Annotated in this window: 24 protein-coding genes and 1 tRNA gene; 13 read left to right on the top strand and 12 right to left on the bottom strand. The window is 75.0% G+C overall.

What is annotated here, in order from left to right; all coding sequences use genetic code 11:
- Positions 1-2: 2 nt before the first annotated feature.
- Genes GA0070603_RS01880 through GA0070603_RS01870 form a run of 3 tightly spaced genes read left to right on the top strand, consistent with a single transcriptional unit; the run spans position 3 to position 2,055 of the window.
- Positions 3-677 carry a glycosyltransferase family 2 protein gene (locus GA0070603_RS01880; RefSeq protein ID WP_091306162.1) on the top strand — a complete coding sequence of 225 codons (675 nt, stop codon included), beginning with the start codon at positions 3-5 and terminating at the stop codon, positions 675-677.
- Entirely contained in the window at positions 674-1,396 is a 723-nt protein-coding gene (locus GA0070603_RS01875) for a TIGR04282 family arsenosugar biosynthesis glycosyltransferase (protein ID WP_091306159.1), read from the top strand. Before GA0070603_RS01880 ends, GA0070603_RS01875 begins: the two co-directional genes overlap by 4 nt.
- Positions 1,393-2,055 carry a methyltransferase domain-containing protein gene (locus GA0070603_RS01870; RefSeq protein ID WP_091306156.1) on the top strand — a complete coding sequence of 221 codons (663 nt, stop codon included), beginning with the start codon at positions 1,393-1,395 and terminating at the stop codon, positions 2,053-2,055. Before GA0070603_RS01875 ends, GA0070603_RS01870 begins: the two co-directional genes overlap by 4 nt.
- Before the next feature lie 69 nt (positions 2,056-2,124).
- Here the strand turns inward: GA0070603_RS01870 and GA0070603_RS01865 are convergent, their stop codons facing one another.
- A complete protein-coding gene (locus GA0070603_RS01865; RefSeq protein WP_091306153.1) occupies positions 2,125-2,487 on the bottom strand; it encodes a MerR family transcriptional regulator in 363 nt (120 codons plus the stop codon).
- A 58-nt stretch (positions 2,488-2,545) separates the two neighbouring features.
- Here GA0070603_RS01865 and GA0070603_RS01860 point away from each other — a divergent pair, with 58 nt between their 5' ends.
- Entirely contained in the window at positions 2,546-3,256 is a 711-nt protein-coding gene (locus GA0070603_RS01860; protein ID WP_091306150.1) for an SDR family oxidoreductase, read from the top strand.
- 97 nt (positions 3,257-3,353) lie between these two features.
- On the top strand, positions 3,354-4,250 hold the full coding sequence (locus GA0070603_RS01855; RefSeq protein WP_091306147.1) for a GNAT family N-acetyltransferase: 897 nt from the start codon (positions 3,354-3,356) through the stop codon (positions 4,248-4,250).
- A 52-nt stretch (positions 4,251-4,302) separates the two neighbouring features.
- On the opposite strand, the gene sigJ is transcribed toward GA0070603_RS01855, so the two are convergent.
- Positions 4,303-5,181: an RNA polymerase sigma factor SigJ gene (sigJ, locus tag GA0070603_RS01850; RefSeq protein WP_091306144.1), complete on the bottom strand. Its 879-nt coding sequence runs from the start codon at positions 5,179-5,181 to the stop codon at positions 4,303-4,305.
- A 159-nt stretch (positions 5,182-5,340) separates the two neighbouring features.
- On the opposite strand from sigJ, the gene GA0070603_RS01845 reads away from it, so the two are divergent.
- A complete protein-coding gene (locus GA0070603_RS01845; protein ID WP_091306142.1) occupies positions 5,341-6,135 on the top strand; it encodes an SDR family oxidoreductase in 795 nt (264 codons plus the stop codon).
- Positions 6,136-6,262: 127 nt separating this feature from the next.
- Here the strand turns inward: GA0070603_RS01845 and GA0070603_RS01840 are convergent, their stop codons facing one another.
- Positions 6,263-6,994 (bottom strand): dienelactone hydrolase family protein, encoded by a 732-nt coding sequence (locus GA0070603_RS01840; protein ID WP_091306140.1) that lies wholly within the window; start codon positions 6,992-6,994, stop codon positions 6,263-6,265.
- A 267-nt stretch (positions 6,995-7,261) separates the two neighbouring features.
- On the opposite strand from GA0070603_RS01840, the gene GA0070603_RS01835 reads away from it, so the two are divergent.
- Complete coding sequence (locus tag GA0070603_RS01835) at positions 7,262-7,723, top strand: hypothetical protein (RefSeq protein ID WP_091306138.1); 462 nt, start codon at positions 7,262-7,264, stop codon at positions 7,721-7,723.
- A gap of 12 nt (positions 7,724-7,735) precedes the next feature.
- Here GA0070603_RS01835 and GA0070603_RS01830 read toward each other — a convergent pair whose 3' ends face one another.
- The 7 genes from GA0070603_RS01830 to GA0070603_RS01800 form a co-directional block, all read right to left on the bottom strand.
- Positions 7,736-8,374: a M23 family metallopeptidase gene (locus tag GA0070603_RS01830; protein ID WP_091306135.1), complete on the bottom strand. Its 639-nt coding sequence runs from the start codon at positions 8,372-8,374 to the stop codon at positions 7,736-7,738.
- Positions 8,375-8,390: 16 nt separating this feature from the next.
- Positions 8,391-9,287, bottom strand: coding sequence for an inositol monophosphatase family protein (locus tag GA0070603_RS01825; protein WP_244282350.1), 897 nt, complete (start codon positions 9,285-9,287; stop codon positions 8,391-8,393).
- 21 nt (positions 9,288-9,308) lie between these two features.
- A complete protein-coding gene (locus GA0070603_RS01820; protein ID WP_091306131.1) occupies positions 9,309-9,962 on the bottom strand; it encodes a hypothetical protein in 654 nt (217 codons plus the stop codon).
- Positions 9,959-10,960, bottom strand: a complete 1,002-nt coding sequence (locus tag GA0070603_RS01815; protein WP_091306128.1) for a hypothetical protein — start codon at positions 10,958-10,960, stop codon at positions 9,959-9,961. Before GA0070603_RS01815 ends, GA0070603_RS01820 begins: the two co-directional genes overlap by 4 nt.
- A 55-nt stretch (positions 10,961-11,015) precedes the next feature.
- Entirely contained in the window at positions 11,016-11,807 is a 792-nt protein-coding gene (locus GA0070603_RS01810; protein WP_091306126.1) for a class I SAM-dependent methyltransferase, read from the bottom strand.
- 140 nt (positions 11,808-11,947) lie between these two features.
- Positions 11,948-12,904 carry a TolB family protein gene (locus tag GA0070603_RS01805; protein ID WP_244282349.1) on the bottom strand — a complete coding sequence of 319 codons (957 nt, stop codon included), beginning with the start codon at positions 12,902-12,904 and terminating at the stop codon, positions 11,948-11,950.
- Positions 12,905-13,103: 199 nt separating this feature from the next.
- A complete protein-coding gene (locus GA0070603_RS01800; RefSeq protein WP_091321393.1) occupies positions 13,104-14,057 on the bottom strand; it encodes a TolB family protein in 954 nt (317 codons plus the stop codon).
- A 135-nt stretch (positions 14,058-14,192) separates the two neighbouring features.
- Here GA0070603_RS01800 and GA0070603_RS01795 point away from each other — a divergent pair, with 135 nt between their 5' ends.
- Positions 14,193-14,786 (top strand): HD domain-containing protein, encoded by a 594-nt coding sequence (locus GA0070603_RS01795; protein ID WP_091306120.1) that lies wholly within the window; start codon positions 14,193-14,195, stop codon positions 14,784-14,786.
- A gap of 8 nt (positions 14,787-14,794) precedes the next feature.
- On the opposite strand, the gene GA0070603_RS01790 is transcribed toward GA0070603_RS01795, so the two are convergent.
- Positions 14,795-15,790, bottom strand: a complete 996-nt coding sequence (locus tag GA0070603_RS01790; RefSeq protein WP_208862778.1) for an ArsR/SmtB family transcription factor — start codon at positions 15,788-15,790, stop codon at positions 14,795-14,797.
- Between the two features lie 73 nt (positions 15,791-15,863).
- Here GA0070603_RS01790 and GA0070603_RS01785 point away from each other — a divergent pair, with 73 nt between their 5' ends.
- From GA0070603_RS01785 to GA0070603_RS01765, 5 genes are all read left to right on the top strand, one after another.
- Complete coding sequence (locus GA0070603_RS01785; RefSeq protein ID WP_091306115.1) at positions 15,864-17,123, top strand: MFS transporter; 1,260 nt, start codon at positions 15,864-15,866, stop codon at positions 17,121-17,123.
- Positions 17,124-17,231: 108 nt separating this feature from the next.
- The gene (locus GA0070603_RS01780; RefSeq protein ID WP_091306112.1) at positions 17,232-17,786 is read left to right on the top strand and encodes an AMIN-like domain-containing (lipo)protein; all 555 of its coding nucleotides are present in this window, start codon (positions 17,232-17,234) and stop codon (positions 17,784-17,786) included.
- A 92-nt stretch (positions 17,787-17,878) separates the two neighbouring features.
- Positions 17,879-18,559, top strand: coding sequence for a response regulator (locus GA0070603_RS01775; protein ID WP_091321391.1), 681 nt, complete (start codon positions 17,879-17,881; stop codon positions 18,557-18,559).
- 7 nt (positions 18,560-18,566) lie between these two features.
- Positions 18,567-19,958: an ATP-binding protein gene (locus GA0070603_RS01770; protein WP_091306109.1), complete on the top strand. Its 1,392-nt coding sequence runs from the start codon at positions 18,567-18,569 to the stop codon at positions 19,956-19,958.
- Positions 19,946-20,842: a Gmad2 immunoglobulin-like domain-containing protein gene (locus GA0070603_RS01765; RefSeq protein WP_091306106.1), complete on the top strand. Its 897-nt coding sequence runs from the start codon at positions 19,946-19,948 to the stop codon at positions 20,840-20,842. Before GA0070603_RS01770 ends, GA0070603_RS01765 begins: the two co-directional genes overlap by 13 nt.
- 33 nt (positions 20,843-20,875) lie before the next feature.
- On the opposite strand, the gene GA0070603_RS01760 is transcribed toward GA0070603_RS01765, so the two are convergent.
- Positions 20,876-20,948: transfer RNA gene (locus tag GA0070603_RS01760), tRNA-Arg, on the bottom strand.
- Positions 20,949-20,966: the final 18 nt, after the last annotated feature.

Here is a 20,966-nt window from a genome sequence, read left to right as displayed (position 1 = left end):
GCATGCCGACACCTATCGACGTGGTGCTGCCGTGCCTGGACGAGGCCGCCGCCCTGCCCGGTGTGCTGACCGCACTGCCGCCCGGTTACCGAGCGATCGTTGTGGACAACGGCTCCCGGGACGGCTCGCCGGAGGTGGCCGCCCGGCACGGCGCGCGGGTGGTGCGGGAGCCCCGCCGCGGTTACGGGGCGGCCGTGCACACGGGCCTCGAACACGCCGAGACCGAGTTGGTCTGCGTGCTCGACGCCGACGGCTCCTTCGACCCGGGCGAGCTGCCCGCCCTGGTCGCCCCGGTGGCGTCCGGCGCCGCCGACCTGGCGGTGGGCCGGCGCCGGCCGGTGTCCGCCGGGGTCTGGCCGTGGCACGCCCGGGCCGGCACGGCGCTGGTCGCCGCCCTGCTGCGGCAGCGGGGGGTGCCGCTGCGGGACCTCAGCCCGATCCGGGTGGCCCGGCGGGACGCCCTGCTCGCCCTCGGGGTCACCGACCGGGCCTTCGGCTACCCCCTCGAACTGATGATCCGGGCCGCCGCGGCGGGCTGGCGGATCCACGAGCGCGACGTCCGCTACGCGCCCCGCGCGGCCGGGACCCGATCCAAGGTCTCCGGCTCGGTCCGCGGCACGGTCCGCGCCACCCGGGACTTCCTGGCGGTGCTGCGCAGCGTGGACGGCCCGCGGTGACCGTCCTGCTGGTGGTGGCCAAGGCGCCCGTGGCCGGGGCGGTCAAGACCCGGCTCTGCCCGCCCGCCGAGCCCGCGCAGGCGGCCCGGATCGCCGCCGCCGCGCTGCGTGACACGCTCGACGCGGTCGCCGCCACTCCGGGCGTCGTCCCGGTGCTGGCGTTGGCCGGACGGTTCGCCGACGCCGAGGACGGGCCGGACCTGGCCGCCGCGGTCGCCGGCTGGCCGGTGCTGGCGCAGCGCGGCGACGACTTCGCCGACCGGCTCGCCCACGCGCACGCCGACGTGGCCGGCGCGTACCCGGGACGGCCGGTGCTCCAGATCGGCATGGACACCCCGCAGCTCACCGCGGCGGGGCTGGCCGCCGCCGTACGCCGGCTCGGCGCGGCGGCGACCGACGCGGTGCTCGGCCCGGCCGCGGACGGCGGCTGGTGGGCGCTGGGGCTGCGCGACCCCCGGCAGGCGGCGGCGCTGCGCGGGGTGCCCATGTCCACCCCCGACACGGGTCGGCGGACCCGGGCCGCGCTGGCCGGCCGCGGCCTGCGGATCGGGACGCTGCCGGTGCTGCGCGACGTGGACGACTGGACCGACGCGCTCGCGGTGACCGGCCTCGCCCCCACCGGCCGGTTCGCCCGCGAGGTCGCCGCCGTGCGGGCCGGGGAGGTCGCCGTCGCGCGGCGGACCCGGGAGGCGGCCCGGCCGGGCGGGGGCCGGCGGTGACCGCCGACGGCTTCGGCACCGCGCTGCGCCACCGGGACGCCGACGCGCACTGGCTGGTGCAGGCCGACGGGACCCGCCGCCGGCTGCCGGTGGAGCGGTGGCACGGCCCGGCCGAGCCGGCGACCGGCGCGGTGGTGTCCCGGTGCGCCGGCCCGACGCTGGACCTGGGTTGCGGGCCGGGCCGGCTCACGGTGGCACTGACCCGGGCCGGGCTGACCACCGTGGGAGTCGACGTCTCCGCCCGGGCGGTGGCGCTGACCCGGGCGCGGGGTGCCGTCGCGGTCCAGGCCGACCTCTTCGACCCGCTGCCCGCCGAGGGCCGGTGGCGGCACGTGGTGCTGCTGGACGGCAACATCGGCATCGGCGGTGACCCGGCACGGCTGCTGCGGCGGTGCCGGGAACTGCTCCGCCCGGACGGCACGGTCCTCGTCGAGCTGGACCCGCCCGGCAGCGGCACCTGGCAGGGCCGGGCGCGCGTGGTGTCCGGGCGGCGCCTGGGGCCGAGTTTCGGCTGGGCGCGGCTGGACACCCGGGCCGTGCACGAGCCCGCCGCGACGGCCGGTCTCGTGGTCCGCGAACTGCACCGGGCCGGCCGGCGCTGGTTCGCCGAGCTGGCCACCGGCTTGTGCCCTGACCACAAGGTTCAGGGTGTCGGGTGACAGTCGGTGGCAGATCCCGTTCGAGGGCGGCGGCTCAGTGATCAGGAGGGGCCTTGGCAGACCCCGTGCTCATACGTAGTCACAGTCGGGGTTCGGCCCCGACGCCACGTCGATGATGTCGTTGAGCCTGTCCCGGGCGATGATCAGCTCGGCGATCTGCGTGTTGATCCGGTCCCGCTCCGCCGCCAGCCGTTCGCGCGACTCCGGCGTGCTGACCTTGGCGTCCACGCACGGCAGGAGTTCCGCGATCGTCTTGCTGGACAGTCCCGCACCGTACAACTGCTGAATCAGCCGCACCCGGTTGGCGGCCGCTTCCCCATAGAGCCGCTGCCCGCTCTCACTCCGCGTCGAGGCCAGCAACCCCTGCTCCTCGTAGTACCGCAGCGCGCGAACACTCACCCCGGTCCGGGTCGCCAGATCGCCGATCCGCACAGTGACCCACCTCGCAATACTTGCCTCTGACGTCAACGTCAGGTTTTAGGGTAGCAGCATGCAGATCAAAGGCACAAAAGCACTCGTAACGGGCGCCAACCGCGGGCTCGGCAGGGCCTTCGCCGAGGCTCTGCTCGCCCGCGGCGCCACCACCGTCTACGCGACCGCGCGCCGCCCCGACCAGATCGACATTCCCGGCGTCGTCCCCCTGCGGCTGGACATCACCGACCAGAGGTCCATCGACGCCGCGGCAGCCGAGGTGGGCGACCTCGACGTCCTCATCAACAACGCCGGCATCTCCACGGACGCACCCCTGCTCGGGCCGTCCATGGAGAACATCCGCCGCGAGTTCGACACCAACTTCTGGGGCACCCTCAACGTCACCCGCGCCTTCGCCCCGAGACTTGCCGGTGGCGCGATCCTCAACGTCATCTCGGCGCTGAGCTGGTACGCCTTCGCTCCCAGCAGCAACGGCTACGCCGCCTCCAAAGCCGCGGAATGGTCTCTCACCAACGGCATCAGACTCGAGTTGGCCGGCCAGAGGACGCAGGTCACCGCCCTGGCTCTCGCCATCGCCGACACCGACATGATGGCCGGCGTGGACATCCCCAAACTTCCGCCCCACGAGGTGGTCTCCCTGGCTCTGGACGGCCTGGAAGCGGGCAGGCTCGAAGTCGTCGCCGACCGTCCCACCGCGAATGTCAAGGCGTCGCTCTCCCGCGATCCGGCCCTTTTCTACGCCGACATCCCCGCCGCCCTCTTCGGCTGATACCACCGCCTCAAAAGTTCTCGATCAGAGCACCAGCCCGACGCGGCGCCGGAAATCGGGTACGGCCGCGGCCCGGCAGCGGGCTACCGTGCGGCGCATGAGCGAGCCGACCCTGCACTTCTGCACGGATCCGGGCGAGTTCCTCGCCGCCGCCGGCGCTTACCTGGCGGCCAACCCGGTGGTCGGCACGGTCGTCGCCACCCTCGCGCACCGGATGGTGGCCCGGCGCGCCGACGGGTTCCCACCGCCCGACGACGACTGGTGGCTGGTGGTCCGGGACGCGTCCGGCGCGGTCGTGGGCGCCGGGATGCGGGCGGCTCCCTTCGCGCCGCGGCCGCCGTTCCTCCTGCCGATGCCCGACGAGGCGGCCGTGGCGCTGGCCCGGGTGTGGCACGAGCGCGGGGAGGAGGTACGCGCCGTCAACGGCGCGCTGCCCACGGTCCGGCGGTGCGCCGCCGAGGTGACCCGGCTCGGCGGCGGCCGGGTCGAGGTCGCCCAGCACACCCGGCTGCACGAGCTCGGCGACCTCGTGCAGCCGGCGCGGGTGCCCGGCGCGCTGAGGGTCGCCACCGACGAGGACGTCGACCTGACCGCCGAGTGGTTCGACGCGTTCATGGCCGACGCCGACGAGCAGGCGGGCCGCCCGCGCGGCGTCAGCGCGCACGAGACCCCCGACCGGGCCGAGCTGCTGCGCCGGATCCGGGGCGGACGGGTGTGGTTCTGGACCGACGAGGCGGGCCGGCGGGTGCATCTCACCGCCGCCAACCCGCCGTCGTTCGGCGTCGCCCGGATCGGCCCGGTCTACACCCCGCCGGAGCAGCGCGGGCGCGGCTGGGCCAGCAACGCGGTCGCGGAGGTCTCCCGGCTGCTGCGGGCCGAGGGCGCCCGGGTGTGCCTCTTCACCGACCAGGCCAACCCGACCTCGAACCGGATCTACGCCAACCTCGGCTACCGGCCGGTGGTCGACATGGCCAACCTGGTCGTCGTCCCCTGACACCGGCCCCGACGGCCGGCCGACGTCGCGGGGCCGCCGGTCGGGAGCAGGCTCAGTGGCCGAGGTCGAGCGCGGCCAGCCGCTCCGGGTCGGCGATCACGTCGATGGCGGCGATCCGCCCGCCGGTGACCGTGAACGCCATCACCGACAGCGGCCGGCCGGCCGCGCTGACCAGCACCCCGGCGGCGCCGTTGACCAGCACCGGCCGGGCGAACGGCGAGAACCGGCCGAACGTGGTGGCCTGAGCGGCCACCACCCGCGCGCCGGTGAGCACGGTGGAGTGCCGGGCCCGGGCCGTACCGCCGTCGGAGCGGAGCACCACGTCGGGATGCAGCACGGCGACCAGCCCGTCGAAGTCGCCGTCCCGGGCGGCCGCCAGGAACGCGGTGACCACCTCCCGCTGGCGGGCCAGGTCCGGGTCCGGTGCGGGCGCCTGCCCGCGTACCCGGCGGCGGGCCCGGCTGGCGAGCTGCCGGGCGGCGGCCGGCGACCGGTCGACGAGCGCGCCGATCTCCTCGAAGGGCACGCCGAACATGTCGTGCAGCACGAAGGCGAGCCGCTCGATCGGGTTGAGGGTGTCCAGGACCACCAGCAGCGCCAGCCCGACGGAGTCGGCCAGCACCGCGGCGTGCGCGGGATCGGCGTCCGCCTCGGCGACGTCGACGACCGGGTCGGGCAGGCGTACGTCGAGGGGGTCCTCACGCCGGGTGGTGCGGGCCCGCAGGGTGTTCAGGCAGACCCGGGCCACCACCGTGGTCAGCCAGGCGGCCAGGTTGTCCACCTCGGTGGTGTCGGTCCGGGCCAGCCGCAGCCAGGTTTCCTGCACGGCGTCCTCGGCCTCGCTCAGCGAGCCGAGCATCCGGTACGCCACGGCCCGCAGCTGCGGGCGCTGCTGCTCGAACCGCTCGGCCAGCCAGGTGTCCTCGCCCATGTCCCAGTCCTTCCTCGCGGGGTCCCGCCTGACCGACCCGGGCCGGCCCGCCGGCGTGACGGCGTGTGGCGCCGATCACGTCTGTCACACCTGCGACCCGCCACGGGTCGAGCCGGTGAAGCCCGAACCGTAACGGACCTGCCAGACACGGAGGACGACATGAACGCACCCATCCTGGTCACCGGCGGCACCGGCACCCTGGGCCGGCTCGTCGTGCCGCTGCTGCGCGACGCCGGCCAGCCGGTGCGGGTGCTCAGCCGCCGCGGTGGCCGGCCCGCCGACGGCGTCGAGCACGTCACCGCCGACCTGCTCAGCGGCGCGGGCGTCGACCCGGCGGTACGCGGGGCCGGCACCGTGCTGCACCTGGCCGGGGGCCCCAAGGGCGACGACGTGGCCACCCGCCACCTGGTCGACGCAGCCAGGCGCGCCGACGTGCGGCACCTCGTGTTCATCTCGGTGGTCGGTGCGGACCGGGTGCCGCTGGCCTGGCTGCGGTCCAAGCGGGACGCCGAACGCGCCGTCGCCGGGTCGGGCGTGCCCTGGACCACGCTGCGCGCCGCCCAGTTCCACGACCTGACGCTGACCATGGTGGAGAAGATGGCGAAGCTGCCGGTGGTCCCGGTCCCCGGCGGGTTGCGCCTCCAGCCGGTCGACGCCCGCGAGGTGGCGGCCCGGATGGTCGAGCTGGCGCTCGGCGCGCCCGCCGGCCTCGCGCCCGAGCTGGCCGGCCCCCGGGTGTACGGCCTCGACGAGCTGCTCACCGGCTACCTGACGGCCGTCGGCCGGCGCCGGCTGCGGCTGCCGGTCCGGCTGCCCGGCAAGGCCGGCCGGGCGTACCGGAACGGGGACAACCTCACCGGCCCCGGCGCCACCCTCGGCGTCCGCACCTGGGAGGCGTTCCTGGCGGAGCGGCTGCGGCAGCCGGCGGCCGAGGCGCGCGGCCGCGCCGCCTAACCGCGGGGCTGCGGGGCCGGGGAGGTCGCGGCGAGCTCGGTCAGGTGGCGCAGGGAGTCGACGAGGTGCTCCGGGAGGGCGGGAACTGGATGTACTCCCGGATGGACCGGGGGTCGCGGGCCGGCGGTCAGCCGAGGTGCCGGGCGAAGAAACGCAGCGTGCTGTCCAGTTCGAAGGCCGGCATCTCGCCGTGCCCGCCGGTGTTGGCGTGCAGGGTCTTCTCGGCCGAGCCCAGGGCGTCGAACAGCGCCAGGCCCTGGGCGCGCGGCACCCGCTCGTCGTCCCACTGCAACAGGAACTCCACCGGGACGGTGATCCGCGCGGCGACCTCCGCCGTCGCCAGCGCACCGCCCAGGCCGAGCACCGCCGCGCGAACGCGGGGCTCGGCGGCGACGAACGGCACACCGAGGCCGCACCCCAACGACACGCCCCAGTAGCCCACGGGGCCGGCGCCGACGTGTGGGAGACCCTGGACCGCGTCCAGGACCGCCTGCCACTCCGGCACGGTCTGGCGGGCCACAAGCGCCTGGAACCCGGCGATGAGCGGAGCCGGTTCCGCTCCGGCGGCCACGCGGGCCTGGTTCTCGGTCGCGATCCGGTCGTACCGCTCATCCGTGGGCCGGTCACCGTGGCCGGGCACGTCCACCGCCACGACCGCGTAACCGCACTCCGCCACGAAGCGGCGTGCGCGGTCCACGATGTCGGGGGCCTTCTTGTGCTGGCCGCCGCCGTGTCCCATGAGGACGAGGGCGCGGGTGCCGGCGGCGCCGTCCGGCGTCCACAGCACGCCGGGAATCTCGCCGAGGGTGAAGAGCTGTTCGGAGACGCCGTCCGACGACGTCGCGGGGTTCACGCGCATGGCTGTCGAGCCTTTCGGGATGCCTTCTCCGGGCACTCCCTAGGCCGTGCGAGGGAGGGAGCCCCGACCTGTCACACCGTTGATGGGTCTCACCTCCTCGAATCGCCGTAGCGCACAGCGACGCAGAAGCTAGCACGAATCGCTCACTGTGTGGGTGCAAGATCGACCGACAGGGCGGACGGCGTGCCGAGCGGTGGCGGACCGCCCGATACGGGTGGCAAGGCGAGCCGGAGTGCTGTCTACTCCTCGCCTGTGGGTGGAACAGCCTTGAGCGTCCTGACTCCCTACCCGGCCGAGCGGGTCGAACCGATCCTGATGGACGAGATGACCGCCGAAGGCCTGATCCGGTATGAGCCGGACCCGAGCGACTGGCACTCCACTGACGGCCTGCCCTACGGCTACCACCTCCAGTCTCCGGACGCCGAGACCGATCCCGAGGAGCTGCGAGTCGTGGAGCGGGCAAGTGGGGTGACCATGCGCTGCGACGTCGGGCTGCACATCTTCGTCAGCAACGTCGGCGGTCGTCCCGCGCTCGCCCGGATGGCTCAGCGAGTGGCGCGGCGGACCGACGGCTGGGTGTTCGTCGAGTTTCACGACCCGCCCGCCGCAGAGCTGCTGCACCGTCTCGCGGACGCAGGCCGCTGCATCCCGGTCGGCGACGCGGTCTATCTCGACGCGGCGGCGATGGCCGCCTGGATCGCGCACCCCGACTTTCACGTCATCAAGTAGGCAGGTCACCACCTAGGGCCGATCGGCCGGGCAGTTGCCGCTGGTGAGCGTGACGCTGTACTCGGTGTCGTCGTCGGTGATGCCCGACGGCACACCGTCGAACCACGTCTCGACCTTCTCCCGGCCCCGGTGCTGCTCGTAGTGCAGGTGCGGCGCGCCGGAGTTTCCGGTGCTGCCCACCCGCCCCAGCTGCTCACCCTGGGCGACCCGCTGCCCGGCCCGGACCAGGGGCGGTTCGAGCAGGTGCAGGTACTGCGTCTCCCACCGCCCACCGTGGTCGATCTTCACCCAGTAGCCTCCGCCACGGCCGCGCGGACCCTTCGGGTTGTCCGGGGTACGCCCACCCAGCGACCCGTTGATCCCCGCCACGGTGACCGTGCCGGCGTGGGACGCGAGCACCGGCCGCCCCCACGCGTCGCCTTCGGCGGGGAACAGGTCGACGTCGAAGTCGTCGTGGCCGGGGTACGTGCCCAGCCGCCAGGTCTCGCCGCAGGACACGGGGAGCTGGAAGGGCGGGCGCGGACCCGGCGGCCGCAGCAGGGGTGCGACGACCACGGCGAGGGCGAGAACGGCCGCGGCCCCGCCGAGCGCGAGAACGACGCGTGCGACGCGGCGTCGGTCGCGGGATCTGTCTGGCCTGCCGGTCGTCACCGCCCCGAGTATGCCCCTACCAGCCGACGGTGGAGAGGCTGATCGGGGTGAGCTGGCGGACCTGCGGCTCGATCCACTGCGCCGCGGTGACCAGCTTGACCAGCCGGTCGATGGTCTCCGGTGGTCCGGCCACAAAGCTGCGCCGGTCCGCCGGGGAGCCGTACCGGTCGTCGAAGCAGCCGCCGTCGAGGGCGCGGACCACCATGCCGGCCTCGGCGGCCAGCAGCATCCCGGCCGGCAGGTCGACCGCCTCGGGGCGGTAGCCGACGATGCCGTCGATGTCGCCGCGGGCCAGCATCACCCAGGACAGCAGTGGCGCCCACAGTTGCAGCACCCGGCGGGCGGTGGTGTCGAGCACGACCTTCAGCGCGCGGGCGGTGCTGTCGTCCCGGGCCACCTCGTGTCCCTGCGTCCAGGCCAGCACCGGCGCGGTCGGCACGGGGCGGCGGGGCGCGGCAAGGGGTCGGCCGGCGGGCCCGGACTCGTGGACGAAGGCGCCCCCGCCCCGCACGGCCGACCAGGTGCGGCCGGCGACCGGGTCGTGCACCACGCCGAGCACGGGCGAGCCCTGGTCGCAGAGGGCGATCCCCACCACGTACGCGGGCAGCCCGATGGCCACGTTGTTGGTGCCGTCGAGTGGGTCGACCAGCCAGGCCCAGGAGGTGTCGGCCGCGTACTCGCCGCCCTCCTCGGCGATCACCCCGTGCTCGGGCCAGCGGGCCCGGATCCGGTCGACGATCAGCCGTTCGGCGGCCAGGTCCAGGTCGGTGACGAGGTCACCGGAGTCGTTCTTGGCCCGGGCGTGCAGCTCCCCCCGGGTGCCCCGGCGCAGCAGCCGCCCGGCCGCCTGGGCCGCCTCCACCGCGAACCGGTGCGCGTCGCGCAGGTCGGGCCCGCCTCTGTTCGGCTCCATCTCCATGGCTCCTCCAGCCAGTCAGCCCCGTGCCACCAGTCGCGCGATGTCCCGCGCCATCCGTGCCGTCTCCGCCGGGTCGCAGCGGTCCCGGCGTATCCGGTGGCTGCGCCCGTCCACCGCGCCGAGGCTCAGGTCGCACACGCCGGGCGTGGTCCGGCCGAGCGCCACGGTCACCGCCGGCTCGCCGGCGTCGACCTCCGAGGTGTGGAAGCCGCCGGCGCGCAGCGCGTACGAGTCGCCGGCGGTGTGCGTCTCCACGGTGGCGGTCACGGCGGTGACCAGCCGGTCGGTGGCCGCCATCTCGTCGACGTCGCCGCGGCTGTGCACCTCGTAGATCCGCCACGCCGGGTCGGCGGGGGCGTCGGTCACCTCGATCAGCTCGTTGCGGACCGTGCCGTGCAGCACGTGGCTGAGCAGGTCCCAGCTGTGCGAGTGCATGGTCGAGGTGGTGGGCCGCACCGGCGGCGGGTCGGCCGGCCAGGCGTGTACGCAGATGCCGTCGGGACCGGTGCGCTCCACCGGCAGGCAGGTGAAGCCGAGCGGGTGGCGGACGGCCAGCAGCGGTCGCCGCCCCTCGGCGACGTCGTCGAGGACGTCGAGCACCCAGCCGCGCAGCAACTCCGGCCGGGCGCCCCGGTCGATCTCCCGTTCGAGGTCGGCGTAGGTCATCATTCGTACGGGTTCCTCGCCTGGATGGCCCGGCTCACGATGTCGGCGACCTCGCGGTCGCCGAAGGACCGGGGCAGCGGCAGCCCGAGCGCGGCGAACAGCTTGCGCACCTGCTCGACGGAGGGCTCGTCGTCAAGCTTCACCGTCGCGGCGGCCTCGATGGGCACCCGCCGGCTCTGCTTGCGGCTGTAGTCCAGCTCGATGTTGAACCGGTTGTAGTAGAGCTCCCGGCGGTCGATCCGCAGGGCCGGTGTCTGCGGGTTCTCCTGGGTGATGATGACGCAGGACGAGGAGAGGTCGTAGCGGAAGGTGGTCATCTGCGCGGAGAGCCGGACCTCGACGGTGAGCAGCCCGGAGCGTTGCAGGTGCCAGCAGGCCGCCAGCACGGTGGCGTAGGACTCCTTGCGGGTGCGGTCGACGGTCCACCGCTCCCCCGGCGCGTCGGGGTCGAGGCTGCGCCGGAACCGCGCGTAGCGCTCGCAGACGTCCTCGTCGGTGGGGTCGATGATCTCGATGGCGAAGCTCAGGGTGGCGTTGCGCCGACGGGCGTGCTCCAGGCACTGCGGCAGGGTGACCGCCCGGGTGAAGGTGCCCGTTCCGCCCTTGAACGCCCACGAGTCGGTGTGCTGGCGGGCCTCGGCGAGGGCCCGGCCGACCTCGCTGCCGTGCAGCACCCGCACCATGGAGACGCTGTCGATCGCGTCGCGGGCCCGGTTGAGCGCCCCGTCCGGGCCGGTGATCTCGTGCATCTGCGGGACCAGTTCGGTGAGCCGGTCGCGGGTGTCCCGCATGACCTCGCGCACCTGCTGCTGGGCGGTCTCCCGGCGCAGCCGGTCGCGCAGCACGGCCTGCGCCAGGACGGCGAGGACCAGCAGGATGGCGCTGTTGACCACGTCCTGGCTGACCGTGTTGGTCAGGCCGAGAACGGCCACGGTCACGGCGAGGAGCAGGCCGATGAACGCGTCGAGATTGTTGACGACCCAGGTGAACAGGCGCGCCATGACATCCCCCGGTCGACGACGGAACCTCCATGATAGCCCTTTGTCAATATCACAATCACGCGCTGTTCGGGTGGCCCGTACCCCGCGGTGACGGCGTCTCCGCGGTGCGCCGGGCGGCGCAGATCAGCGAGCCGCCGAGCCCCGGCGCGACGCGGGCCAGCAGCCGGGAGGCGACCCACCGTCCACCCGGGAGCCGCCAACCGACCTCGTTGGACCGGATCGCCAGCGGCGCGAAGCCGGCCCGGCACAGCACCCGCCGCAGCAGCGACGCGGTGAACGGCCGGATGTGCAGCCACAGGTAGGGGTGCAGCGGGTCCACCTGGCGGGGCGCCCGCCCGGCGAGGAAGGCCAGCCGGTCCTGAGCCGGCGCCAGGTTGGGGGTGGTCAGCACGAGCAGGCCGCCCGGGGCGAGGACCCGGTGGCACTCCCGCAGCAGCGCGAGCGGGTCGTAGACGTGCTCGATGAGCTCGCCGGTGAGCAGGCCGGCGAAGCTGCCGGCGCGGAACGGCAGGCCGCGGGTGGCGTCCAGGCAGACCGGCAGGGCCGCCCCGCCGGCGGCCCGCCGGGCCGCGCCGAGCGCGGTCTCGGCCATGTCGGCCACCACGAGCGGGCCGGGCAGCGCCGCCGGGTCGAGCATGCTGCGCGGGCCGCAGCCCAGTTCCAGCACGGGCCGTCCCGGTGGCACGCCGTCGACCATGAGCCGGGCCGCGACGGCCCGGCGGATCCGGTGGTACGGGTCGTCGACGTACCCGTTGACCTGCGCGCCGTCGTGGTAGCTGCGCCGGTTGGCGCGGCGGCCGTGCGCCTGCGCGCTGCGCGACGAGGTCCCGGTCGGCGGCTCGGCCATCGTACCTCCACTGCGGTCGTCGCCCCCGTCGGCGGCGCCCGTCTCCAGCCTCGCACCGCTGCCGGCCGGCGGCCCGGAAATCCACCCGGGTACGCCGACGCGGCGGCCGGCATGCCGGCCGCCGCGTCGCGAGTGTCGGGTCAGATGGCGCGGGCCCAGTCGAGCCGGCTGCTGTCGTCGTACTCGTCGCCGGGGATCCACCAGGGCTCGCCGAAGCCGCTGGTCGAGACGATGATGTTGCCGCCGTCCGGGGCCTCGTTGGTCGGCGGGATCGACAGGGCGGCGCAGTAGCGCCCGTCGGGCGAGAAGACCGGGGACTGGTAGTAGCGGGTCTCGTCGGTGAGCCGCTTGAGGCCGGTGCCGTCGATCCGCACCGAGCCGAGCGCCTGCCCGCCGGGCACCTCGGTGTCCCGGGTCCACCGGTTGGTGCAGAACACCACCCGCTCGGAGTTGGGCATGAAGACCGGCCCGTGGAAGAGCTCGCCGGCCGCCTCCGGGGTGTAGATGGGCCGTACCTTGCCGGTCGCCAGCTCCAGCGTGCGCAGCTGCGGCCCCTCCGAGCGGCTGACCCAGCGCGTGACGATCATCGAGCCGTCCCGCGACCAGTTCGGGTACGACATCGTGTGACCCTGGACGAGCACCCGCTTCGCGGCCGTGGCCACGTCGACCGCGACAAGGGTGTCGTACCCGATGACCAGGGCGATCTGCGTGCCGTCCGGGGACCACGTCGGGGCGCCGTAGTGGGTGCCGAACGGGTCGGCGAGCAGCTTGCGGGTCTCGCCGGTCACCCGGTCGAACAGCTGCACGTACGGCTCGAGGCTGCCGTCGCCCGACCGGGCGTTGTTGATCCAGGCCACGTAGCGGCCGTCGGGCGACGTCGTGGCCTGGTCGCCGTCGTCGAGCAGCCGCTGCGGCGTGGTGCGGCCGGGGTTGACCTGGAGCACGCCCCAGCCGACGCTGACCAGCCACGGCCCGTTGACCACCGCGGTGGACTCCGCCGCGGCGGCGGGCGCCGCCGCGGTCAGCCCGCCGGCCAGCCCGGTCGCCGTGGCCGCCCCGGCCAGCGCGGCGGTACGCAGCAGGGCCCGTCGATTCATTCCAGTCATGCAAACCCCCGTGGTAGACGTCGCTCCACCCTCCTGAAGGGAGGACCGGGGCGGCATCGGACGAGCAGCCGGTCCGCGCTCGGCCGTGCGGTCACCGGGCGCCGCGTTGGCGCGCCCGCCCGGGAGCGCGGTCCGGCCCCGGACACGGCGACGCGGCGGCCGGCAGCGGCCGCCGCGTCGCGGGTCGTGCTCAGATGGCGCGGGCCCAGTCCACCCGCATGCTGTCGTCGTACTCGTCGCCCGGGATCCACCAGGGCTCGCCGAAGCCGCTGGTCGAGACGATGATGTTGCCGCCGTCCGGGTACTCGTTCGTCGGCGGCACCGACAGCGCCGCGCAGTAGCGGCCGTCCGGCGAGAACACCGGCGACAGGTACACCCGCGGCTCGTCGGTGAGCCGCTTCACGCCGGTGCCGTCGATCCGCACCGAGCCGAGGGACCCGCCGACGATGTCCACGTCCCGCGTCCAGCGGTTGGTGCAGAACACGACGCGCTCGGAGTTGGGCATGAAGACCGGCCAGCCGAACCGCTCGCCCTCCTCGGGCTGGTAGACCCGGCGCACCCGGCCGGTGGCCACCTCGAGCATCCGCAGCTGGTGCCCCTCGGAGCGGCTGATCCACTCCATGACGATCAGGGCGCCGTCCCGGGACCAGTTGGGGCGGTACATGGTGTGTCCCTGGACGAGCACCCGTCGCGCGCCGGTGGCCACGTTCACCGCGACCAGCGTGTCGTGGTTCACGACCAGGGCGACCTCGGTCCCGTCCGGGGACCAGGTCGGCCACTCGTAGTAGACGCCGAACGGGTCGCTGATCAGCTTCCGGACCTCGCCGGTCACCCGGTCGTACAGCGACAGGTTCGGTCCGGTCTCGCCCGCGTAGGGCACGTGGTTCACGGCCACGTACCGGCCGTCGGGCGAGGTGGTGGCGTCGTAGGCGTAGGGCAGCAGCACCTGCGGCGTGGTGTGGCCCGGGTTGATCTGGAGCAGCCCCGCGCTGCCGGTGACGAGCCACGGCCCGTTGACCACCTCGGTGGACTCCGCCGCCGCGGCGGGCGCCGCCGCGGTCAGCCCGCCGGCCAGCCCGGTCGCCGTGGCCGCCCCGGCCAGCGCGGCGGCGCGCAGCAGGGCACGGCGATTCAAATCGGTCATGTACACCCCCGTGATAGACGTCGCCCCACCCTCCTGAACGGACGCTCACCGCGGGATCGGACGAGTGGCCGGTCCGACGTCGGCCACACGGTCATCCCGTGTGGTCACGGGCCGCGGGCGCGTACCCTCGCCCCGGTGACCTCCGACGCGCTGCGCCGCGCCCTCACCGACCCGGGCGACCCGCCGGTGCTCCCCCTGCCCGGTGTCGCCGCCGAACTGCTCGCCGCCCTGGACGCGCCGCCCCGGCTCGCGGCGCACCTGCGGCTGGTGCACGACGTGGCCCGGCAGCTCACCGTGGCGTTCGCCGACCGCTTCCCGCTGGTGCCGTTCGACAGGCAGGCGGTGCTGTTCGGGGCGGCCATCCACGACCTGGGCAAGGTCGAGCACCCCGGGGAGCTGTCCGGGCCCGGCTCGGCACACGAGGAGGCGGGCTACCAGCTGCTGCTGCGCTTCGGCGTACCCGAGGAGCGGGCCCGCTTCGCCGTCACGCACGCGGCCTGGCACGCGCCGGGCGTGCAACTGGAGGACCTGCTGGTCAGCCTCGCCGACAAGGTGTGGAAGGGCAGGCGCGTCACCGACCTGGAGGAGCTGGTGGTGGACCGGCTCGCCGGGATCACCGGGCAGCCGGCCTGGCAGGCGTTCCTCGACCTCGACGACGTGCTCGCCGGGCTGGCCGCCGGCGCCGACCACCGGCTCGCCTTCCAGGCCGAGCACCCGGTGCACGGCTGACCTCGGACTCAGCCGCCGGCCGGCTCGGGCGACCCGGCGCCGGCCAGCAGCGCCTCGGCCGAGCTGGTCCGGGCGTACAGCAGGAACCGCCCGGCCCGGTGCGTGCCGACCAGGCCGGCGTCGCGCAGCGCGGTCAGGTGGTGGGAGACCGTGCCGGCGCTGAGGCCGCACCGCCGGGCCAGCTCGGTCGTGGCGGCCGGCACGGCGAGTTCGTGCAGCAGGGTGGCCCGGGTCCGCCCCAGCACCCGGGCGAGCGCCGCGCTGGCCGGGGCGGCGCTGCGCTCCCAGAGCGTCCCGACCGCGCGGGCCGGATAGCGCAGGAGAGGCTGCGAGGTCCGCTCGGACAGGTTGGACCAGACCCGCGCGCCGCCGAAGACCGACGGGACCAGCAGCAGGCCCCGCCCGCCCAGGTCGACCGTCCCGGCGCGGGTGAGGTGGTCGACGTGCAACGTCGCGTCGTCCCAGGAGACGTACGGGTCGATCCGGTTGAGCAGACCGCGCACGCCGTCGGCCGCCATCCGCCCGGCGCCGACGAGCACCTCGCGTTCCAGCAGGGTCCGCATCCGGGGCCAGTACGGGGCGATCGCCACCTCGACGTAGTCGGCGATCACCCGCGCGAGGTGGGCCAGCCCGGCCGGCGGGTCGTCGTACAGGGCGGCGAGCCGGTGCGGGCGTGGCCCCGGCAGCTCGTCCAGGCCGGCCCGGACCACCTCCGGCGGGGTGGCGGCGAGCACGGCCAGTTCCCAGTCGATGGTGGGCAGGGCCGACGGCGGGGGCGGGCAGACGAAGCTGGGGATCACCACTGTCGGCATCGGCACGAGATCGGCGAGGAGTTGCCAGTCCACCGTGGACAGGCGGGGCCGTACCTGCCGGTGCCAGAGCTGGTGCGCGGGGAACCAGTCGGGGCTCCGGAGCACCCGCACGCTGGCGACCGCCTCCCACAGCGGCGAGATCGCGAACCGGATCCCGGCCAGGTCCCGCACCCCCACCGCGACACTCAGCACCCGCACCTCCCGACGGATTCGACAGGGCTCAAACTTATCGACCTCGGCGGCGGCCCCGACCAGGGTCCCTGTCATGACCACCACCGTCCCGGCGGCCACCCGCTGGCCCCGCCCGTTCCGCTACGTCTACGCGGCCAATATGGCCGACGCCCTGGGCTTCCAGGTGGGCTACCTGGCCGCGCCGGTGCTGGCGGTGTCGGTGCTCGCCGCCACCCCCGGCCAGGTGGGCCTGCTCGCGGCGCTCGGCACCGCCGCCTTCCTGCTGGTCGGGCTGCCCGCCGGAGTCTGGGTGGACCGGTCACCCCGCCGCACCGTGATGGTCGCCGCCGACCTGGCCCGCGCCGCCCTGTACGCCTCGGTCCCGCTGGCCTGGTGGGCGGACGCGCTGACCCTCGCCCAGCTCTACGCGGTCGTGCTGCTCGCCGGCGTCGGCACGGTCTTCGGTGACGTGGCCGCGCAGAGCTTCCTGCCGGAGCTGATCGGCCGGGACCGCCTGGTGGCGGCCAACTCGCTGCTCATGACCACCAACGCCACCGTCCAGATCGGCGGCCGGGGATTCGGCGGCCTGCTCGTGCAGTGGCTCGGCGCCCCGCTCGCCCTGTCGCTGAACGCGGTCACCCACCTCCTGTCCGCGCTCGCCCTCACCCGGGTACGCCCCGTCGCCACCGCCGGGACCGGACGGGACCGTCCGGCGGGCGGCTTCGGCCGGCAACTCGCCGACGGCGTCCGGCACGTGCTGGGCAGCCCGCTGCTGCGCCCGCTGGCCGTGTCGCTGGCCGGCATCAACCTCACCGTGAACCTGATGACCACGATGCTGCCGGTCGTCTTCCTGCGCGACCTGGGCCTCGGCGCCGGCGCCCTCGGCATCTTCCTGGGCGTCGGCGGGGTCGGAGCTCTGCTCGGCGCCGTGACCGCCCGTCCGCTGGCGGCCCGGATCGGGCACGGTCGCGCGCTCTGGGTGCCCGGGCTGCTGGTGGCCCCCGCCGGCGCACTGGTCGCCCTGGTCGACACCGGAGCGTGGCTGTGGCTGGCCGGCCTCGGCTGGCTGGCCCTGGCCTGGCGGACCGGGATCGGCAACGTGATCGGCGTCAGCCTGCGACAGCGGGCCACCCCGGACGCGCTGCTCGGCCGGATGAACGCCACCTTCCGGTTCCTGCTCACCGGCGCGATCGCGGTCGGCGCCGGGCTGGCCGGCCTGCTCGGCCAGTACGCGGGCCCCCGTACCCCGCTCTGGGTCGGCGCGATCGGCGCCGCGCTCACCTGGCTGCCGCTGTACCGGTCCCCGGTGCGCACCCTGCCCGACCCGGACCGGCTGCCCCCGGCCGCCGGCTGACTCTGTTACCCGGCGGTTACCCGGCTGCGAAGCCGCTGTGGCACGGCGCGCCGACCGTCGGGGCAGGAACACCGGACGGGGTCCCGGCACACCGCCAGGGAGGCCACCATGAGACTGAGGAGAACACTGCTGGCGCTTGTCGTCGTGCTCGGCGGGCTGGTCGCCGGCACGGGCGGCGCGACCGCGGCGGCGCCGTACTGCGGGATCACCTGGGGCAGCACGGCCAGGTCGGCCGGCGCCCTCAGCAGCCACCCGCTGATCGAGGTCCGCACCGGCCGGCACGACTGCTGGGACCGGGTCGTCTTCGAGTTCGCCGGACCGGCCAACGGCTACTCCGTCGCCTATGGCGAGACGTACACCGAGGGGCAGGGGCTCGCGTTGAGCCCGTACACCGCCGGCGGCGCGCTGCTGTCGGTGTCGCTGCGGGCGCCCGCGTACGACGAGGCGCACCTCGCCACCGTGCCGTACCGCGCCGGTGAGCACGCCGCGACGGTGCTGGGCTACCGCACGCTGCGGGACGTCGTCTTCGGCGGCAGCTTCGAGGGCTACACCACCTTCGCCGTCGGCGTCCGCGCCCGACTGCCGTTCCGGGTCTTCGTACTCAGCGGCCCGGGCACGCACAGCCGCATCGTGATCGACGTGGCCCACCAGTGGCAGGCGTGACAGTTCCGCAGGTGGGAGGGGCCGACCGGCCCCTCTTCACCGTCCGTTGCGCCCACGCCCCGCGGCGTGGCGCCGGACTACCCTGAGTGGTCATGGAGGGCCGCGTGCTGGTCGTCGAGGACGACGCCTCCATCCGGGAGGTGACGGCCCTCGGCCTGCGCCGGGCCGGGTTCCGGGTGGACACCGCCGCCGACGGCGTGGCCGCCCTCACCGCGTGGCGGGCCGGCCCGGTCGACCTCATCGTGCTCGACGTGATGCTCCCCCGCCTCGACGGATTCGAGGTGTGCCGGGAGATCCGGCGCACCAGTCAGGTGCCGATCCTCATGCTCACCGCCCGTACCGACACCATCGACGTGGTGGTCGGCCTGGAATGCGGGGCCGACGACTACCTGCGCAAGCCGTTCGACCTGCCGGAGCTGGTGGCCCGGGTCCGCGCCGTGCTCCGCCGGACCGTCGCCCCGGCTCCCGAGACCACCGTGTCCGCCGGGCCGCTGGAGATCGACCCGGCCCGTTTCGTGGCCCGCAAGGACGGCCGGGAGCTGACCCTCACGGCCACCGAGTTCCGGCTGCTGCTGGAACTGGCCCGGCGGCCCGGCCAGGTGTTCACCCGCGAGCTGCTGCTCGACCGGGTCTGGGGACACAACTACCTCGGCGACTCCCGGCTCGTCGACGTCGCCGTGCAGCGCCTGCGCGCCAAGGTGGAGGACGATCCGGGCGCGCCCACCCTGATCCGCACGGTCCGCGGGGCCGGCTACAAGCTCTCGACGGGGTGAGCGCGCCATGGTGGCCGGCACAGTCGTACCCGGGCGGCTGCGACGCCGGCTCGTCGTCGCGTTCGTCCTGGTCGCCGGCATGTCCGCCGGCGCCCTGGCCACCGGGTCCTACGTCATGCTGCGGCAGGCCCGGTTCGACGGCTCGCTGCAACGCGCCGCGGCCGACGCCCGCTACCAGTTGGTGGTCGCCGCGCAGTTCCTGCCGCTGACCGACGCCCGCCGCGCCGACCTGCTGGCCAGCTTCGAGGAGTCCGGCCGGCACGTCGTGCTGGTCGCCGGCGACACCCAGGCGTCCAACCCGCGGTACGCGCCCACCCCCGACCCGGACCTGCGGGCGACAGTCGCCGCCGGGCAGCTCGGCTTCCAGCGCAGCCCCGGCCGGCCGCACCTGCTGGTCGTCGGCGGCCGCATCCCCGGCTCCACCGCCGAGCTGTACGTGGTGACCGTCGAGGACGACCTCGTCGACGCCCTCGACCAGCTCCGCACCGCCTCGGTGATCGGCTGGGCGGCGGTGGTGCTGGTCGCCGCCGCCGTGGGCAACGCCCTCGCCCGCCGCACCCTGGAACCCGTCGGCCGGGCCAGCCGGGCCGCCCGGGCCGTCGCCGAGGGGCTGCTGCACACCCGGCTGCCCGTGCGCGGCCGGGACGAGTTCAGCGCCTGGGCCACCTCCTTCAACGAGATGGCCGAGGCGCTGGAGACCAAGATCGAGGCGCTGTCCCAGGCGCAGGCCCGGGAGCGGCGGTTCACCGCCGACGTGGCGCACGAGCTGCGTACCCCGGTCACCGCCCTGGTGGCGGCGGCCTCGCTGCTCGCCGACCAGCTCGACACCCTGCCCGCCGACGCCCGCCGGGCCGCCGAACTGCTCGTCGCCGACGTGGTCCGGCTGCGGCGGCTGGTCGAGGAGTTGATGGAGATCTCCCGCCTGGACGCCGGGCGGGAGGTGCTCGCCACCCGCCCGGTGGACGCCGGGGCGCTGCTGCGCCGGATCGTCGCCGCCCACGGGGACGCCGCCCGGGCCACCGTGGCCGGCGACGCCCCGCCGGTGGTCACCGACCCGCGCCGGCTCGAACGGATCCTCACCAACCTGGTGGCCAACGGGGTGGAACACGGCGGCGGCGACCTGCGCGCCGAACTCCGGCACACCGGAGCGGAACTCGTCATCGAGGTGGCCGACCGCGGGCCCGGCATCCCCGCCGAGCACCTGGCGCACGTCTTCGACAGGTTCTACAAGGTCGACCCGGCCCGCACCGGCCCCGGCAGCGGGCTCGGCCTGGCCATCGCCCGCGAGAACGCCCGGCTGCTCGGCGGCCGGCTCGACGTGGCCAGCGAGGTCGGCCGCGGCACCCGCTTCCGTCTCACCCTCCCCCTCGACCCCGGGGGCCCGCCATGCGACGCCTGATCCCGCCACTCGCCGCGCTGTTGCTGCTGCTCGCCGCCGGCTGCGCCCCGCCGCGCACCGGCACCCTCGGCCCCGCCCCGGCCGGCCCGTCACCCACCACCGTCACCGCCCCGACCGGTTCGCCCACCGCGCCGACGCCGTCCGCGTCGCGCACCCCGACGGCACCTGCCACGACGGGTACGCCGACCACCGCCGCGCCGACCGGACCGGACGGGACGCTGACCGTGCAGCTCTGGTTCGCGCGGACCGGGAAGCTCGTGCCCACCCGGCGCACGCTGCCCGCCACCGTGGCCACGTCCCGGCTGGCCCTCACCGAACTGGCCGCCGGCCCCTCGGCGGCCGAGACGGCCGCCGGCCTGACCACCCTGGTCCCGGCCGGCACGCAGGTGACCCGCATCGCCGGCGGGGTGGCGACGCTGCTGCCGCCGGCCGGCTTCGACGCCGGCGGGGCGGCCACCGCGCGGCTGCGCCGGGCCCAGGTGGTCTGGACGCTCACCCAGTTCCCCACCGTGCGGCGGGTCGCCTTCGCCCCGGCCGACACCGCGACCGGGCGGGACGACTACGCCGACCTGCTGCCGTCGATCGTGGTGACCGCCCCGGCCATCGGCGACCGGGTCGGCAGTCCGGTCGCCGTCACGGGGACCGCCGACGTGTACGAGGCGACGGTGAGCGTCCGGGTCCTGGACGCGGCGGGCCAGGAGATCGGCACGGCGTTCACGACGGCCTCCTGCGGCTCCGGCTGCCGCGGCGGCTACCGGGTGGAGGTCCGCTACCGGCGCCCGGCGGCCGGACCGGGCACGATCGAGGTGTACGAGGTGTCGGCGCGCGACGGGTCCCGCATCAACGTGGTCCGCATCCCGGTCGACATGGCCGCCAGCCGGTGAACGGTCCCCACAGTGGACGGCATGGTCGGTGCGTGCCCCCGGCTGGATTCGAACCAGCGACCTTCGGATCCGGAATCCGACGCGCTCTCCGCTGCGCCACGGGGGCATGGATTGTCGCGAGAAA

This window comes from Micromonospora chersina, from assembly GCF_900091475.1.
GTDB lineage: Bacteria > Actinomycetota > Actinomycetes > Mycobacteriales > Micromonosporaceae > Micromonospora > Micromonospora chersina.
Note: the sequence above shows the minus strand (reverse complement) of the source record. Positions and strands in the feature narration are given on the sequence as shown.